Below are 16,315 nucleotides of genomic sequence, written 5' to 3'. Positions count from 1 at the left end.
GTATGTCTGATTTAACCGATAGCATGAAAGCTTCCACGATGAGCATGTCATCAGGCGAGGCACAAGCAACACACAACACATCAACCGTGAATAGCACCACTGATAAATTAGGTCTGAATAACCCTGTACTTTGGTACAGCGGCGGCTTTATTGCGCTGTTCGTTGCCATTGCGCTGTACGATGGCGAGCTATTGTCTACGATCGTTAACGCCGGCTTTGGCTGGGCAGTTCAGGTGTTTGGTCCATACTGGCAGTTACTGCTGCTTCTCACTTTTCTTATTGGTCTTGGCTTGGCTGCAGGGCGAACAGGCAAGGTGATGTTGGGCGGGATTGCGAAACCAGAAATGGATTCTTTCCGCTGGATGGCGATTATTTTCTGTACCTTATTGGCTGGTGGTGGCGTTTTCTGGGCCGCGGCTGAGCCTATCGCACACTATGTTAGCCCACCCCCTTTATACGGCGCGCAAGATAACCCGCAGCAAGGCGCGGTGAATGCGTTGTCGCAATCCTTTATGCACTGGGGCTTTCTGGCTTGGGCGATTGTAGGTAGCTTAACTTCCATCGTGGTGATGCACCTGCATTACGACAAAGGCTTACCGCTAAAACCCCGTATTTTACTTTATCCAGTGTTGGGCGAACGAGCGCTTAAAGGCCAGCTCGGTGCATTGATTGACACATGCTGCATTATCGCGGTAGCCGCGGGCACCATAGGGCCAATTGGGTTTCTAGGCTTGCAGGTTAGCTACGCGTTAAATGCATTGTTTGATATTCCTGATGGCTTTACCACTCAGCTTATCATCATCTTGTTTGCGATTGCGCTTTACACCTTGTCAGCGCTCAGTGGATTGAGTCGAGGCATGCAACTGCTTAGTCGTTACAACGTGATTCTGGCCATGGCATTGATGGTTTACATCCTGTTTTTTGGCCCTACGAATTTTATCTTTAATGGATACATTCAAGGTGTAGGGAGCATGCTGGATAACTTCATCCCAATGGCGACCTATCGCGGTGACGAAGGTTGGCTAAGTTGGTGGACAGTATTTTTCTGGGGCTGGTTCCTTGGTTATGGTCCGATGATGGCAATCTTTATTGCGCGTATTTCTCGTGGTCGCACTATTCGCCAAGTTATTTCAACCATCAGTATTGTGGCTCCGCTCACCACCTGTTTTTGGTTCACGATTGTAGGCGGCTCTGGCCTAGCGTTTGAAATTGCTGAACCGGGTAGTGTGAGTGCGGCGTTTGAAGGCTTTAACTTGCCAGGTGCTTTGCTTGCGGTGACTCAGCAACTACCAATGCCAATGCTGACTTCAATTCTATTTCTGATTTTAACCACGATCTTCATCGTCACGACGGGCGACTCAATGACCTACACAATCAGTGTCGTGATCAGTGGTGAAACGGAGCCGAATGCGATCATCCGTACCTTTTGGGGCGTAATGATGGGTGTGACAGCTCTGATCCTGATTTCGCTTGGCTCTGGCGGCATCTCTGCACTGCAATCTTTCATTGTGATTACCGCGGTTCCGGTTTCGCTGATTCTGTTGCCGTCACTTTGGAATGCACCGCAAATCGCAATCAAAATGGCGAAAGAGCAAGGGCTATAACAATTATCTAATTCAAACAACGTGGAGCTTGTGCGGGTGTTTTCCTCCTGCATCCGCACAAACCCTAGTATTCTTACAATAACAAATAGGTGGTGAGCAAAATGGATGCACATCGTTCTACTTATACGGAAGCAACTATGCGCGACGCAGCGATTGTCATGGCAGCCGAAAGGCTTGGCGCAATGCACCAAAACCGAATCAGCTTTGTTCGTAGTCTGATTCGTAATATGGCAAGCCAAAACTGGCAAGTAACCAAGCATGAGTGGCAACTTTGTCCGCGTGGTTATGGTCACGTTATTTACAAGTTGACCACGCCAGAGCACGTTTATCATTTGGTGGTGTTCTGTGATGAAATTGCTGATGACGAGCGTAATGACCGCGTCATTGCTGAAAAGTGGGACGTCACATTCGCACTGGTTCAAGGCGATGTTGATGTTACTTTGTTGGAAAGATTGCGAGCAAATGTACCGCTGCAAGAAGCGGGACGCAATCCGAATAACGTGCTTGTTCTGGCTCGCGCAAACAAAAGCGTGCGTGTGTTTGAACACATTGTTAGCGCCCTTTCTCAAGGCAAGCAGCCCGAGCCAAAAGAGCTGGCGGAAGTGGGTTATATCCTGCGTACCACAGCTGTTTATGGGAACGGCAAGTTTGGCATCGCCGATTTCAAACTGCTAGAGAACAACTCAGATTTCAGCCAGTCTTTTAGTGCGCAAATGTGTGCCGTATATATGTTGCGCGAATTCAGCCTGGATTGGGTGCACTATCTGGCACTTCAACAAGGTGGCGACAACGCGGTGGCTTTGCATCGTGGCTTGCAGCGCTACCTTGGTGTCGGCAATGCGACTGGCTTAGGCATGGCTCCATACTTGATTAATCACCCGTGCATCGTTGACCAATGGATGACCTCTCGCGAGCGTGCGGTAGCGCGAGTCTTTGCGATGCCGTGTAAAGCGTCGTTCCATGCTCCTTTGCAAGGATTGCTGCAAAAAGCACAGCGTCATTTAGAGCAAGTCATCACCATCAATGAACATCAAGACAGGCTCAATCATCAAGCGATAGCAGACATCAAACAACTGCTATCGGAGCTAACAACGTTAATGGCATTACATCCGAACTGGGCGAGTTTGGTCGAGCATAAGAAAACAATGAGTGTGGAAGCCCAAGAAATCCTCACCTCTTGCTTGATCGAACTCTACCCATCTTTAGTGGATGAATTTGCTAGCCAAATGAATACGGATGAAACGTTATCTATTCCGGGCGGGAAAAAGATCCAAGATTTACTGGAAGTGTTGCAAAGCAAGTACCGCTGGGCGATTGATGCGGATTACTCACTAGCCGAGAACAACTACTGGTTCTGGTATCGCTCACAAGACAAAGAAGAGCCAAGGCTTGGTGTTCGTGGGGAGGAAGCAGGAGAAGAAAAAGAGCTGCCGCTTGATATCGGCAGACAAGTGAATCGCTTGTACCACGCCTTGCTTGGTTGTGATGAAGAAATGTCCGTAGCAGAGTTTCTGTTGCAAAATCCGACTTACCGTTCGATCACACGTCGCGTATGGACGTTAGGCAACCGAGCAATGGGTGATATTCAAATGAACGTGCTACGTCAAGATGCACTGCCAATGCACTTATTGCGCTGTAAGTTGGCGATCTTTGGTGCGACTAAGTTTGATCCGCGCTCGGATCGTTGGGTTCGAGTAACTTTCTTCCAGGGCGCGCCGCTGTTAGATGAAATTCACGATCCTAAACTGGCGGACACATGGATTTTCCCAAGCATGCCGGAACGAGAAGAAATTGCGCAAAGTGACAATCTAAAAATCAACGGAGGATTTGCATTATGATCGTCTCTCACAATGAATTGGTGGCCGCGGTTAATAAGGCATTTCTTGGCATGCGCCGTCACTGTGGTGAGGCGGATGTCATTGCGAACATGGTGGCGGACTTGCAAATGGTTGGCTTGCACGGGGTGCGTCACTTTAATAACGCCAGCCTGTTTCTTGGGTTAGATTCGGACTGCGCCGTATCGGTGACCAGCAGCACGTCAGCGAGTATCGAGATGGATTTGCACAATGGCAGTGTGGCGTGCCACTTACCCGCCGTGTTGGATTTCGCACTTGAGAAAATGATTAACAGTAAGTCGATTACTATCACGTTGAAGCAGTGCCATAACCGTTGGCTAGGTTTTAGTGAGTTATTGAAGCTCTCGGCAAAAGGCATTGCGTGCCGTGCACAATGGGTCAATGGCTCTAGTCCTAAGCGAACGCTTTATGTGTTAAACCGTGGACGAATCGCGCCAGAAGTCTTTTTCTCGGATCAGTTTGATGGGCATGATACGGATTTGCATAGTATGGTTATCGAACTCTCTGTGAACGATTTCGATATCGAGAAAAGCGCACAAGGATACACCATTCACATTGAAGGCGATGAGTTAAGCAACACGCAACAAGCCTCTTGGCAAAATGGTATTTTTGTCGAAGACCAAGAGTGGGAAACATTGAAACAAACAGCAACCGCATTGCTAGTGGAGAACAGTGAGCGTTCCATGCAGGGCGCTGGTGGTGTGGTTTAAGCTCTGAAGGGACAGTGATTCCAAGTTTCAAGTGATGAAGGCTGCGGTTTAGCGGCCTTTTTTGTGCGCGATGTTCGGTCACTTCTTAGGTTCTAAGACTATGATTATCGTTAAATATCAAGTAGAGCGACATAGGGAAGAAAAATGGACCTGCAAGAGAACAAAAGAAATGCCATTGCGTTTTACGAAACCGCCTATCGGGGTAACCCAAGAAAGGCGGTTGAAGACTACGTTGGCGATGAGTACATCCAGCACAATCCATTAGTTGGAAACGGCCCCGAGGCTTTTATCGAGTATTTTGAGCGGATGCGAAACGAGTATCCAAATAAAGACATTACGTTTGTGCGAGCCATTGCTGAAGGGAATTTGGTGGCACTACACACTCACCAAACATGGCCTAATGATATTGAATACGTGACGATGGATTTCTTTCGTTTTGATCATAATGGGAAAATCGTCGAACATTGGGACGCTCTGCAAGAGATTCCTAAAGAAACATTGAATGGTCACACCATGTATTAACGAATCGTTGATTAGCCTCCAATACTATTTATTCAAACGGTATGGGAGGCTAAATTATTTGGTACGAGTTAGACGTCAATCACTAGAGCGCTTTTTCGATCTTCATCGCTACGTCTTCAGATACCCAACCTTTCCATAAGTCAGGGTAGGTATTAAAGAAGTAAAACATCGCTTCTTCACCATCTGCGTAGTTATCTTCCATCCAGGCCAGCATTTCACTCATTTGCTCGTTGGTAAATCCGCGTTTCTGCAAGTACGCGAATGCTTGGGGTTCTTTGTTCGCAAATGCCTCAGTTGTTACTGTGCGAACTGGAGAAGGTGGGTACATTGTTACTTTGGGAGAAGTACAATCAGGCTGGGTGGTACAGTTGCGATACTCTTCCAAATCTGTTCCGCTACCAAAATCCACTTTGACCATATCATACTTGCCCAATACGGGTGTTGGTGACCAGTAGTAACCAAACCAAGGCATTTTGCGATCATAGGCTTTGGCGATGGTACCAGCTAGTGCAGCGCCAGAGCCTGGGTCAACCATCTCAAAGCCGTGCTCACTTAACCCTAATGCATTAAACAAGTGACCGGAGGTGATTTGGCATGTCCAACCAGCAGGGCAGCTATAAAAGGCGAACTTGTCATCATCCTCTGGGTGTTCAAATAGTTTGGCGTGCTTGATGACGCCTTCTATCGTCGCGAGCTCTGGATACTGTTTTACCAGATAGGCGGGAACCCAAAACCCTTCTTCACCGCCATTGACAAGCGATTCACCAGCGATACGCAAGCGTTTATCAGCAATGCCTTTATCAAGTGCTTCTTTAATACCGTTTGTCCATAACTCTGGCGCAACGTCAGGCTGCCCCTTTTCAATCATAGAGGTGCCTGTAGGAACGCTATCACCAGGGATCAATTCCGCATCGCACTGGTAGCCTTCATTTAAGACAAATTGGTCGATGTGCGCCATTAAGCTGGCCGAATTCCAATTCATATCCGCGATGGTTATTTTTCCACATTCATCCGCATTTGCATGAGTTGATAATGCTGATAGCAGCAGAACAGAGAGCATTGAAGGTGTCGTCTTCATGTGACTGAATTTCCTTGTCGTTGTCATTTACTTCAGTATATACATCGGTTTACAAAGATTCAGTGAACAAGGTTTTTTCAGTGACGTTAAGCATAAAAACGGCGATTTATGAAGCGTTTAGTGAGAGTGGTTGAAAGGGAGTTAATACAGCAAGAACACCCCTTCGTAGCCGCCGATCTCAATGTGAGAAACATAGTCGCCGATGTTACCGTCTTGATCTACAGGTCGCATAGACTCTGGAAGTGCGATAGTTATCTTCGGTGAGGAGAAATAATCGATATTCTTGCCAAAGAAATCAGTCCGATACAGCACTCGGCCTTTGGTGAATTCGCGGGCTAACACCATCTCCGTAGGGCCATGCATCACTACCGTATCTTCTGCGCGATACGCAAAGTACGTATGGGTTGGTAACAAATCGATAGCGCCATTAGGCAAGTCAGGATGAGCCACTTTGCTCATAGAAGCATCTCCAATCACCGTGTAATCGGCGGAATAGGGCGTGCTGGTGGACATCATTAGCGGAGTCGCCTGATACCCATCTGGGATTTGATTGGCTGGTGTACCTAAATCAACGGCAAGCAAGGTGCTAGGTTGATAAGCAATATTCTTTGGTACGCCTGCCTTCCAGAAGTTGTCACCTGTTGTGTTATTACTTCCATATAAGTAGCCATTGTTCCACTGATTAAAGTAACTGCGCTCAGGGTGATAGTTTAAGTAGAACACCGCTAGTGCAGAGTATTGGTCCTGTTTCCAATTGTCTTCTGTGTTACCAAAGTATTGAACGCGACCATAACGCGTTGTCGCTTGATAAATCACTTTCTGGCCAGCTTTGGCGAGTGCAGAGTTATCCCAAAATTTAGCCAAGCCAGCATAGCCACTAAAGCCGGTAGAAGGGAAAAGGTAGTGCTCGCGCAAGTACAAGGAGCCAGCATCAACCAAGTGGTTTTGGCCGTTACGACCGAATAAGTTGGCCGTGCCTATGTTGAGGCCAATTAACGCATCCGCATCCAGCGTCGCCAATTTGTTTAAGAACGCCGAGAATTGCGCTTTGTATGCATCATCAGCGGCTTGACTTCCCGCCAACAAACCAAGCTCATCCACCCCACCACCGGAATAAACGTAGAACTGATTTTCTCCGAGTAACTTATTCGTATCGTCGTTGTACGCACCGTTTAAACCTTGTTTCGCCCATTCAGCTTGATAATAGTGGCGCATTGTATTGGCAAAATCGGGATTGCCGAGATTAGTCAATGCCCAAGAAGAGGTTTGATTCCACATGCGACCAAATGGAATAACGCGTGACTCCCAACGAAATCGTGCTGTTGCATTCTTATTTGAGCGGTTCTTGAACTCTTGCCAAGAAAGATAATTATCTTGGTTTCGATCAGCTGATTCGTCAAAACCTCGAATTTGTCGCCAGCGCTGAATGGTTTGACCTTCAGGTGTCTCCGTTGGTGCTCCTAAGACATTGACGACAGGGAAGCTATCTTTGAGTTGAATGTTTTCGAGGCGTGGGCGGTTTTCTATGTTGTCGTCATGCCAAGTAATTTTCGCAACGTAAAGGCGGCCGCCGTCGCGTAAAAAAGTGGCCCCAAAATACTGACCGCCACCATAGGTTTGTCCGCTACCATCGTGTGTCGTAGCGCGAACCCAATCCGAAGGAACAGACCAGTTTACCGTTTGGTTTTTAGTCATGTTCTCAGTCTTGTCTTTTTTAATTGCGAAGCTTTTCCATTCTGTTACCAGACCAAACGAATCGATGGCAGAAGGGTATTCAATAGTGACGCTGCCGCCTTGAGCAAACTGGGAGAACGTAAGGGTCAAGCGGTCGAACTTCTCTGAATGATAAACATAGAGGGCACCACCATTATTCGCCTGACCGAATACATCAGCATCCCATGGCGGTGGTTGATATAGCCAAAAACCGACGTGGTCAGCACTAGCCGTATAACCAACAATCATCGGTTTTCGATTGAGTAGAGCATTCTCGCCATGGCTTGAGTCGACTTCAGCTAGGATAGTGTCTTCCGAAAAATGAAGAAAAAAGTCCTCATAATCGATGTTATTTATTTCTGCTTGGTTACGTATATCGTTTTCCAGCCAACCTGAGTTAAGTTCCAGCTTTTGGTTGTACATGTAACCAAGCGCTTTTACACGCTCGTTATCACTCTTATTTTCGTAAGCTCCAAACACGATATCGGCATTATCCAACTCCCATTCAAGTGCAGCGGCAGCAGAGATAGGCTTATCTTGAAGATCAATACCCTGTTCATGCAATCCAGGTAACACGATTGCTGTTCTACTCCAAACGCCGGGTATAGAAAGCAAGCTCAGAGAAGCTAGTGTAACGAGAGAAAAACAATGCGACTTCAACATGGAGTTATCCCATTAATACTTAGATGACTCAAATTAAGAGTCAGATACAAAGAGAAATTATAGTCCATTCGCGAAGTCGTAATCAGTACCCCGCCGATTGAGGACTTTACAGGAAAACTAACAGGGGATGCTGTGCAAAAATGAGCGGGTGTACTTGGAATAGATCATCCTCATCGACTCAAAACTTCCTCTACACATCAGCACAAAAGTAACCACCATTTTAACCTTGTTTCGGTCGTCACCATGTTGTTGGATTTTTCTTCAACAAATTCAGTTAAAACTAACTCTTCAAACCAGTCAAATACTCTGTCTTGGTGGTTGCTGATCATACAAAAAATTAACAAATTAAATTTTTATACATTTTTATTGCATAAAAAGTCCAGTTGAGTAATATAAATACCAAGTGACAATTAATGCGGTATGTCAGCATGACTATTCAGGTAAGCGGAATCAATAAATCCTACGGTGAGACACAAGTGCTTCACGATGTCAGCTTTAAGTGTGAAAGCGGGGAAACACTGGTGTTACTTGGTCCAAGTGGCGCAGGTAAGAGCTCTCTACTGCGTGTTCTTAACCTTCTTGAAGGGGCGGATAACGGCAAGCTAAACATCGCAAATGATGTTTTTGATTTCTCTACTGAAATCAAAGAGAAACAAGGTTTAGCACTTCGTCGTAAAGTAGGCATGGTGTTCCAGCAGTACAACTTATGGCCGCACATGACAGTAATGGAGAACCTGATTGAGGCTCCGGTAAAAGTATCTGGCATGGATAAAGAAGAAGCGAAGAACCAAGCAATGCAAATTCTCGCAACACTGCATTTGGCAGACAAAGCGGATGCATGGCCGATGCAGCTTTCTGGTGGTCAGCAACAACGTGTGGCGATTGCTCGTGCATTGATGATGAAACCGGAAGTCTTGCTTTTTGATGAACCGACCGCAGCGCTTGATCCGGAAATTACTAACCAAGTCGTTAAGATTATTAAAGATTTAAGCGAAACTGGCATCACCCAAGTCGTAGTAACGCATGAGGTCGATTTTGCTAAGAAAATCGCTAGCCACGTACTGTATCTAGAAAAAGGACACATCGTCGAGCACGGCACAAATGATTCGTTTTCTAACCCGCAAACCGCCCAGTTTGCTGACTACCTAAATCACTAAATTACGTTTTTAAAGTTCAGTCTATTTAACAGATAAGCTCGGCTGTCATTGCGAGTGTCAGCCCACTAAGTACACACGGAGTATTGCAATGAAAAAGATTCTACTAGCTTCACTAATCGGCCTTTCTTCTGCAACTATGGCAGCAAACGCAGCAGCACAAGAAGAGATCAAATTCGCGATGGAAGCGACGTACGCACCATTCGAATACATGGATGAAAACAACCAAATCCAAGGTTTTGACGTGGATCTGGCGAACGCACTATGTAAAGAAATGGAAGCCAAATGTACCTTCCATAACCAATCTTTTGACAGCCTGATCCCTGCATTAAAATTCAAGCGTTACGATGCGGCTATCTCTGCAATGGACATTACCGAGGCGCGTTTGGAGCAAGTGAATTTCACGAATGCATACTATGAGAACTCAGCTGCGTTTGTTTCTATCAAAGAAAAAGTTGCTGATCAAAAAGCACTAGAAGGTAAGCGCGTTGGTGTTCAAAACGGTTCAACACACCAAAGTTACCTGATTGAGCAAATGCCGGGCGTAACAGCGGTTCCTTACTCTAGCTACCAAGACGCATTCATCGATATGAAGAACGGTCGTATTGATTCTGTATTCGGTGACACAGCAGTCGTAGCAGAATGGTTCAAGAAAGAAGACAACCTAGCGTACGTGGGTGAGCACGTCACTAACCCGAAATACTTTGGTAACGGTTTCGGTATCGCAGTAAACAAAGGTAACGATGAGCTAGTGAACAAGCTGAACACGGCACTGAAAACCGTGAAAGCGAACGGCGAATACGACGTAATCTACAACAAGTACTTCGGTAAGTAATATGGCACTAACGGGTTACTCTTTATCGCTTGTTCAAGCTAGTTGGATGACTGTCCAGCTAGCCTTCACAAGCCTTTTAGTCGGTTTGATTCTGGCAGTGGTATTCGCCAGTGGTGAAATGTCTCGCCGCGTTTTCGTTAAATGGCCAATGACGGTGTTTGTGACGATTGTACGTGGCTTGCCAGAAATCCTTGTCGTGTTGTTCATCTATTTTGGTTCGACGCAGGTTCTGTTTTTAATCACCGGCGACTTTATTGAAGTTAGCCCGTTCTTGTCTGGCGTGGTGGCGTTGTCGTTAATCTTCGCTTCTTATGCTTCTCAAACTCTACGTGGCGCGTTAAAAGCCGTTGGAAGAGGGCAGAGAGAAGCAGCAAGTGCACTCGGCGTCAGTCAGGCACATGCTTTTGTTCGCATTGTTTTGCCACAAGCAGTAAGACACGCGCTACCAGGTTTAACTAACCAATGGTTGGTTCTGTTGAAAGATACCGCGCTTGTATCACTGATTGGCGTAACGGATTTGTTGAAACAAGCGCAGCTAACGTCTGCTGCGACGCATGAAGCTTTTACATGGTACGCAACCGCTGCGGCGATTTACCTAGGCATCACTTTGATTACACAACGTGCCGTCAAACTGATTGATAAGAAGTTCTCAATTCAAGGCATGAGCATGGGACAGGAGGCAACCGCATGAACGAACAACACGTTTGGCAAATGGTGGATGGCTTAGGTACTAGCCTTCAATTAACCGCCGCTTCCTTGGTTGTCGGCTGCCTCTTAGCTTTGATGATGACGCTGACTCTGATCCTACGTACTCCGGGTTTGCATTGGGTAAGCCGTGGCATCATCACCTTGTTTACTGGTACGCCTTTGTTGGTACAGATCTTCTTGGTTTACTACGGTCCGGGTCAGTTTGATGTAGTGAGAGAAAGTGTTTTTTGGACATGGTTAAGCCAACCTTGGTTCTGTGCGATGTTAGCGTTAGCGCTTAATACCGCGGCGTACAGCACTCAGCTGTTTAAAGGCGCGTTTAACGCGATTCCTTCTGGTCAATGGCAAGCGTGTCGTGCTCTAGGGATGAACAAAACCGCAACGCTAAAAGTGCTGCTGCCATACGCTATTCGTCGTGCCGTTCCGGCTTATTCGAACGAAGTGATTTTGGTCTTCAAAGGCACGTCATTAGCGAGCACGATCACGATCATGGATCTGATGGGTTACGCGCAGCGCATTAACGCACAAACTTACGATACGTTGACGGTATTTGGTATTGCAGGCGCATTTTATTTAACCGTAAATGGTTTGCTCACTCTTATCTTCCGTCAGGTAGAGAAGAAAGCACTAGCCTTTGAAGCCGTTTAATTATTAGTAGCTAATTTGTAAATGCCTCTGTTCAGCGTTGCCCTGAACAGAGGCATGTTTGTTTTAGTGTACTGCTACGCTGGAAAAATCATCAAGAATCACCAAACTTAAGTAAGGTAAACAATCACTGGTGATGATATGGAACGTAGACACTTTTTAGCTTTATGGTCGCTAATATTTGCGCCTTCGCTAAAATCCGCTAGCCCAATGAAGCCGACACCGCCTCAAACGGAAGGGCCATTTTATCCCGTGGTTCCAGTGCCACTTCGTCAAAATTTGATTTTGCAGTCGAAAGGTCTTATTGGTGAGCCCATTTTTCTTCAGGGTAAGGTAATGGATACAGCAGGAAACCCATTGTCTGAAATGAAAATAGAAATATGGCAATGTGATGGACAAGGCATCTATGATCACCCGAATCAACCTAACAATAATAAGTTTGATCCTCACTTTGCAGGCTTTGGTGCAGTTTTAACTGGCGAAGATGGGAATTACCTTTTTCAAACGTTATTTCCGGTTCCATATAGCTCTCGACCTCCCCACATCCACGTAAAATTGTGGCGTGGAGAGAAAGAGCTGTTAACGACTCAGCTTTATTTGAAAGGGCGAACTGGTAACGAGTGGTGGGGCGGAAAAGCCCGTGATTATTTGCAGTTTGAGCCTGTCAACATTGATGGTCGAGTCGTCGGTGAGTTCAATTTTGTGCTCGCTTAGTGTGATTAAGCATTATTTTGAAAACTCACATCGTAGATTACAAAAGTAATTAGTAAACAGAAGCTTCTAACAGATTAGTCTTGTCCGGCCCTGACTCTTAGTTTGTAGAAATCACTGTACCCAGATTTACGGAGTTGAACACCGCTTACACCTTTCGCTCTGGTGATTTTTTCTTGCCCCCAGAACAATGGTAAGATTGTTGTATCATCTCTGAGCTCTGAGAGTATTCCCTCCAAACGTTTTTCAGGCGTGGGATCTGAGACTGCATCGTGTACGTGATTAACATGCTGTTCAAATTCATCAGAGTGAAGAGCAAATCGAATACCTGTACCTGTTAATAGCCACTCATAAATTCCATAGGTTAAAGGTGGCTCAACGACATCTTCGACAAAGAGCAAGTCGGCTTGTTCTTTTACAAGTTGAGGATTACTAGCGTCAGTTAGCTCCACAAATTCTACATGCAACCCAGTTTGACGGATTAAATCTACGATCCATTGGTTCGCTTTACTTAAATAATCAATCGTCCACTTTGGATGGGTTATGACCAACGTTCCCTCAAGCTGAGGAACATTCTCGTTGTGAGAGCTATCATCGAGAATGTGCATCGTTTCCAAGCCATTCGCTTTGGCAAATTCAAATCTACGACTCTCGATAAAAGAAAATAGGCGCTGCCAAGTTTGCTCGCTTAGTGAGCACTCGGCGCGACGGTTACGTGCTAGAAAAGAAAATGCCTGAATCATATAACATTCGGTATCGTCAGTTTCCTGATTATAACTGATGTATTGATCCAGCTCAGTCCCCTGATGAGAGAGCGTGATTTGCTCCAATAATGCCTTTTTTGCGAAATAGTTATGATGTTTCTTCAGTACTATTTTGTCGGTATCCCAATGCCTAAGTACAAACGGGCCAGTACCTATTGTGATACTGCGACCTTTAAAGCTCTTCTGACGTCGAGTAGTGATAGACGCATTTGCGGTTGCTAAGCAGTAAATGAATAAGTTATTAGGCTGCTTTAAGTCAATACGTATAGCTTGTTTGGCATTATCGAAGCTGATACGAGTGACTTGCTGAAGTAATTTTTGGACGGGACCATCTGTTGTAATGAGCTTATTTAAAGAGTGTACGACATCTTCTGCTTGTAATGTTAGCCCATCGTGACAGTAGATATCAGGGCGGAGCCAAATATATATACAACTGCCTTCATTTTTGTACTCACAAGCGAGGTGATTTTTTAATTGACCGTAGTGATCAACGGTAAATAGGGTGTCATACAAGCTGCGTATTACCTGCAGTTCTGAAAAACGATAAGTCAGTGAAGGGGTTAGCTCATCTACCCAAGGATACTGGCTGACGATGAGTGTATTTGAATCTTTGTTTTCTTCTGAAACTTCTGCGAGTGCTTGGTTAAGTGCGCTTACAGCGGTGCTACGGTAATGCTCAAGTAACCTCGAGATGACGTCAAAACTACCATTGTTGATTTCATTACGAATCGTAAAGTAGAGGGCTTGGTGTATTGTTACCGTCACTTTTAGTGTGCTGGCTTTCCCACGGCCACGACCTGGCTCCCAGTGGATCCAATTGTAGCTGTCAAGTATTCTCAGTATATTAGATATATTGCGTCTAGAAGTTGAAAAAACCAGTTCTAAATCGTCGAGGTTTACCTGATACGTTTGAGAGTGTTTGTAATGTTTTAATAACTGGCTCAATCTACGAAGACATGTTTCTGTCATGTTTTATTATGTTTCCTCAATAGATGATTGATTTATTAAAGCTATATAATAAATTGATTTCATATTGTGGTGAAGAAAGGTGATTGCTTAAACCTCTCAGTGTTATTGATTGGCTTATCTTCTTCCCATTTAAAAGTATTGGTGGTTTTCATTTTGACTCTAATATATTACTACTAATAGAGAGCAAAGGCTCACTTTTAATTTTTACTATAATATTAGTGAGTTATGATTAATGTTAGTGTTTGTTTTATTAGTTGTGTCTAATTAGTTAGGCGTAATGACATGAAAATACCCCCACTCATCTATGTAAATAAGCAGGGGTATAAGTTTATTTTACTTCTGGGAAGGTAGTGAATATCGTCCACTCATCTTTAACCATCCCTTGCTGGCCGACAACAGTGGCAGTAACGCGGCGGTTTAATGCGTGGCTGACACGATCCATACCCGGCTCTGCTAGCTGTGTGTCGCCAAAAGCAATAATTGCGAGGCGGTCACCCGGGATTCCTTTTTCTATCAATAGATCGCGTACATTCTCTGCACGATGGCGAGATAGGTTTAAATTGTATTCTGCGCGTCCTACCTTACTTGCGTATCCTTGTATCTCTATAGAAGTGGTTGGATACTTTTTAAGAAATGCAGCCAACTCATCTATCTTGTTTTTAAAAATTTGGTTAATAAGAGCAGAGTCATTATCAAACAAAATCTTAAGTTGGTATTGCTCTTCTTTATGCAAATAGGTTTCACAACCATCATTGTCCACTTCTGCCCCTATTGGAGTACCTGCGCAAAGATCACGAGCGTTTATCACACCATCTTGGTCCAAGTCGTTTAGGTCAGCAATCTGATTCGCCTTTGGTATAGGAATGTACGCCAGCTCATCTTTTGCGTATGCACTATGATGACTCATTATGACTAAAGCCAGAGTGATTAGAAGATTCTTTTTCATTGTATTTAGTACTCCACCGATTGAGTCCACTCTTCCGGTATGTCGACGCGCAATGCGTCTAAAAGCTGCCCGGTTGAAGTCAGGGTTCGATATTGTGCGTATTGCTGCGCAAATTGTGTTTCTAAGTAGTTTTTGCGTGATTCAAACAACTCGTTTTCAGTGTTCAGCAGATCAAGTAGGGTGCGCTTTCCAATACGATATTGTTTTTGGTATGCAATAACGGTGTTTGACATGGAATCAACGTGTTGTATTAAAAAAGACTTTTGTTGTTTAGTCAGCTCAAGAGCGCTCCAAGAAAGGCGGAGCTCTTGCTCCACACTTCGGTATGCTCGCTCTCTGAGGTCTTTCGCTTTATTGAGTTGGTAGGCCATACTGTCACTGTTTGCAGAGTCTCGGCCACCGTTGTAAAGGTTGTATCGGACACGGAGCATTGCTTGTGTTTCAGAGTTGAGACCATTTACTCCTCCTACATCATCGTTCCAGCTTTGTTTCGCTTCAAATGAGATGACTGGGAAATAGTTTGCATCTGCTTGTTTATATTGGAACCTGGCAGAATCGACATCTGCGAGTGCTATTTTTATGACAGGATGATTGTCAAAAGCCTGCGATTGGGCCTCGTCTAGAGAATTGGGGATAAAGTTTTGGTCTGCGTGCGGAAAAATAAGGTTAGTTGGTGCTTCACCAACTAAGCGAAAGAATGCTGTTTGAGCGTCTTTATGGTTATTTTGTGCAGCTAAAACATTACTTTGAGCTTTTGCTAAACGAGCTTTAACCTGGTTAAGGTCGGCAACTGAGCCAATTCCTGACTCTGTACGCTTTTTAATATCAGTATAAATTCGCTTATGTGTGTTTAGGTTGCTAGTGGAAAGCGCAGTCAGCTTTTGTGTTTTTACTACATCCAAATAAGCTTTGATGACTTCTAACGCAACATTTTGGGCATCTGCAAGCAACTGATAACGCACAGACTCTGCATCTGCAGAGGTACGATCAATGTCATATAGGGTTTTTGAACCATCCCAGATCAACTGGGTAAGAGTAATTGCCATATCTTTGCGGGTCATCTCGGTATCACTCTTACCAGTAGAGTCGGAAGGGTGAATGCTCTCGTAACCGATACCCGCGTCAATATCGAGACTAGGTTTATATGCTCCACGTGATTTATCGATAATATAACGACTACTCATATACTCGTTAAACGCACTTTTGATATCAGGGTTCGTTGCAAATGTTGTCGCTATTGCTTGTTCTAAAGTTTGTGCGCTAGAAACCAGTGGTATTAGCAAACCAAAACACGCGATACTAATATTACTTAGCTTCACTAAAATCTCCCCAAATAATTTAACGCCAGTTATTTTTCAAAAATAAATATTAAAGATTACTAATATTACCCAAGGCAAACGTTTCCTTGCTTGCTTTTTTGGAATGTAAGCTGCTATT

General features: G+C 44.8%; 14 protein-coding genes. 9 read left to right on the top strand and 5 right to left on the bottom strand.

Annotation, left to right across the window (positions count from 1 at the left end; translation table 11 throughout):
- The first annotated feature begins 2 nt into the window (after nucleotides 1–2).
- The 4 genes from LIX84_RS04860 (at nucleotide 3) to LIX84_RS04845 (ending at nucleotide 4,692) form a co-directional block, all read left to right on the top strand.
- Nucleotides 3–1,604, top strand: coding sequence for a BCCT family transporter (locus LIX84_RS04860; protein WP_226420779.1), 1,602 nt, complete (start codon nucleotides 3–5; stop codon nucleotides 1,602–1,604).
- Nucleotides 1,605–1,705: 101 nt separating this feature from the next.
- The gene (locus tag LIX84_RS04855; RefSeq protein ID WP_226420778.1) at nucleotides 1,706–3,442 is read left to right on the top strand and encodes a hypothetical protein; all 1,737 of its coding nucleotides are present in this window, start codon (nucleotides 1,706–1,708) and stop codon (nucleotides 3,440–3,442) included.
- The gene (locus LIX84_RS04850; RefSeq protein WP_226420777.1) at nucleotides 3,439–4,170 is read left to right on the top strand and encodes a DUF3726 domain-containing protein; all 732 of its coding nucleotides are present in this window, start codon (nucleotides 3,439–3,441) and stop codon (nucleotides 4,168–4,170) included. Before LIX84_RS04855 ends, LIX84_RS04850 begins: the two co-directional genes overlap by 4 nt.
- Before the next feature lie 144 nt (nucleotides 4,171–4,314).
- Entirely contained in the window at nucleotides 4,315–4,692 is a 378-nt protein-coding gene (locus tag LIX84_RS04845) for a nuclear transport factor 2 family protein (protein WP_226420776.1), read from the top strand.
- Nucleotides 4,693–4,774: 82 nt separating this feature from the next.
- Here the strand turns inward: LIX84_RS04845 and LIX84_RS04840 are convergent, their stop codons facing one another.
- Together LIX84_RS04840 and LIX84_RS04835 are read right to left on the bottom strand one after the other, a co-directional pair.
- Nucleotides 4,775–5,770 (bottom strand): ABC transporter substrate-binding protein, encoded by a 996-nt coding sequence (locus LIX84_RS04840; protein ID WP_005390942.1) that lies wholly within the window; start codon nucleotides 5,768–5,770, stop codon nucleotides 4,775–4,777.
- 141 nt (nucleotides 5,771–5,911) lie between these two features.
- On the bottom strand, nucleotides 5,912–8,146 hold the full coding sequence (locus LIX84_RS04835; protein ID WP_226420775.1) for a hypothetical protein: 2,235 nt from the start codon (nucleotides 8,144–8,146) through the stop codon (nucleotides 5,912–5,914).
- A gap of 428 nt (nucleotides 8,147–8,574) precedes the next feature.
- Here LIX84_RS04835 and artP point away from each other — a divergent pair, with 428 nt between their 5' ends.
- From artP to LIX84_RS04810, 5 genes are all read left to right on the top strand, one after another.
- Nucleotides 8,575–9,303, top strand: a complete 729-nt coding sequence (gene artP, locus LIX84_RS04830; protein ID WP_104970792.1) for an arginine ABC transporter ATP-binding protein ArtP — start codon at nucleotides 8,575–8,577, stop codon at nucleotides 9,301–9,303.
- Between the two features lie 88 nt (nucleotides 9,304–9,391).
- Nucleotides 9,392–10,135, top strand: coding sequence for an arginine ABC transporter substrate-binding protein (locus LIX84_RS04825; protein WP_005390934.1), 744 nt, complete (start codon nucleotides 9,392–9,394; stop codon nucleotides 10,133–10,135).
- Nucleotide 10,136: 1 nt separating this feature from the next.
- Nucleotides 10,137–10,826 (top strand): arginine ABC transporter permease ArtQ, encoded by a 690-nt coding sequence (gene artQ / locus LIX84_RS04820; RefSeq protein ID WP_226420774.1) that lies wholly within the window; start codon nucleotides 10,137–10,139, stop codon nucleotides 10,824–10,826.
- The gene (artM, locus tag LIX84_RS04815; protein ID WP_048625186.1) at nucleotides 10,823–11,491 is read left to right on the top strand and encodes an arginine ABC transporter permease ArtM; all 669 of its coding nucleotides are present in this window, start codon (nucleotides 10,823–10,825) and stop codon (nucleotides 11,489–11,491) included. The genes artQ and artM overlap by 4 nt, the downstream gene beginning before the upstream one ends.
- Before the next feature lie 138 nt (nucleotides 11,492–11,629).
- Nucleotides 11,630–12,202: a protocatechuate 3,4-dioxygenase gene (locus tag LIX84_RS04810; RefSeq protein WP_012842497.1), complete on the top strand. Its 573-nt coding sequence runs from the start codon at nucleotides 11,630–11,632 to the stop codon at nucleotides 12,200–12,202.
- A gap of 74 nt (nucleotides 12,203–12,276) precedes the next feature.
- Here LIX84_RS04810 and LIX84_RS04805 read toward each other — a convergent pair whose 3' ends face one another.
- The 3 genes from LIX84_RS04805 to LIX84_RS04795 form a co-directional block, all read right to left on the bottom strand.
- Nucleotides 12,277–13,932, bottom strand: a complete 1,656-nt coding sequence (locus tag LIX84_RS04805) for an ABC transporter substrate-binding protein (protein WP_226420773.1) — start codon at nucleotides 13,930–13,932, stop codon at nucleotides 12,277–12,279.
- Between the two features lie 328 nt (nucleotides 13,933–14,260).
- Nucleotides 14,261–14,878 (bottom strand): OmpA family protein, encoded by a 618-nt coding sequence (locus LIX84_RS04800; protein ID WP_168187771.1) that lies wholly within the window; start codon nucleotides 14,876–14,878, stop codon nucleotides 14,261–14,263.
- A gap of 5 nt (nucleotides 14,879–14,883) precedes the next feature.
- Nucleotides 14,884–16,197: a TolC family outer membrane protein gene (locus LIX84_RS04795; RefSeq protein ID WP_048625183.1), complete on the bottom strand. Its 1,314-nt coding sequence runs from the start codon at nucleotides 16,195–16,197 to the stop codon at nucleotides 14,884–14,886.
- Nucleotides 16,198–16,315 lie beyond the last annotated feature (118 nt).

Origin of the sequence: Vibrio sp. E14, from assembly GCF_020515785.1 — a bacterium.
GTDB lineage: Bacteria > Pseudomonadota > Gammaproteobacteria > Enterobacterales > Vibrionaceae > Vibrio > Vibrio diabolicus.
The sequence above is the reverse complement of the archived record's forward strand: the minus strand, read 5'-3'. Positions and strand labels throughout refer to the sequence as shown.

What these genes read in the sequence shown, in the direction of transcription:
- LIX84_RS04860 (WP_226420779.1), top strand. Translation starts at nt 3, where the DNA reads ATGTCTGATTTAACCGATAGCATGAAAGCTTCCACGATGAGCATGTCA.
- LIX84_RS04800 (WP_168187771.1), bottom strand. Translation starts at nt 14,878, where the DNA reads ATGAAAAAGAATCTTCTAATCACTCTGGCTTTAGTCATAATGAGTCAT.
- LIX84_RS04835 (WP_226420775.1), bottom strand. Translation starts at nt 8,146, where the DNA reads ATGTTGAAGTCGCATTGTTTTTCTCTCGTTACACTAGCTTCTCTGAGC.
- LIX84_RS04855 (WP_226420778.1), top strand. Translation starts at nt 1,706, where the DNA reads ATGGATGCACATCGTTCTACTTATACGGAAGCAACTATGCGCGACGCA.
- artQ (WP_226420774.1), top strand. Translation starts at nt 10,137, where the DNA reads ATGGCACTAACGGGTTACTCTTTATCGCTTGTTCAAGCTAGTTGGATG.
- artP (WP_104970792.1), top strand. Translation starts at nt 8,575, where the DNA reads ATGACTATTCAGGTAAGCGGAATCAATAAATCCTACGGTGAGACACAA.
- LIX84_RS04840 (WP_005390942.1), bottom strand. Translation starts at nt 5,770, where the DNA reads ATGAAGACGACACCTTCAATGCTCTCTGTTCTGCTGCTATCAGCATTA.
- LIX84_RS04805 (WP_226420773.1), bottom strand. Translation starts at nt 13,932, where the DNA reads ATGACAGAAACATGTCTTCGTAGATTGAGCCAGTTATTAAAACATTAC.
- LIX84_RS04810 (WP_012842497.1), top strand. Translation starts at nt 11,630, where the DNA reads ATGGAACGTAGACACTTTTTAGCTTTATGGTCGCTAATATTTGCGCCT.
- LIX84_RS04845 (WP_226420776.1), top strand. Translation starts at nt 4,315, where the DNA reads ATGGACCTGCAAGAGAACAAAAGAAATGCCATTGCGTTTTACGAAACC.
- artM (WP_048625186.1), top strand. Translation starts at nt 10,823, where the DNA reads ATGAACGAACAACACGTTTGGCAAATGGTGGATGGCTTAGGTACTAGC.
- LIX84_RS04825 (WP_005390934.1), top strand. Translation starts at nt 9,392, where the DNA reads ATGAAAAAGATTCTACTAGCTTCACTAATCGGCCTTTCTTCTGCAACT.
- LIX84_RS04850 (WP_226420777.1), top strand. Translation starts at nt 3,439, where the DNA reads ATGATCGTCTCTCACAATGAATTGGTGGCCGCGGTTAATAAGGCATTT.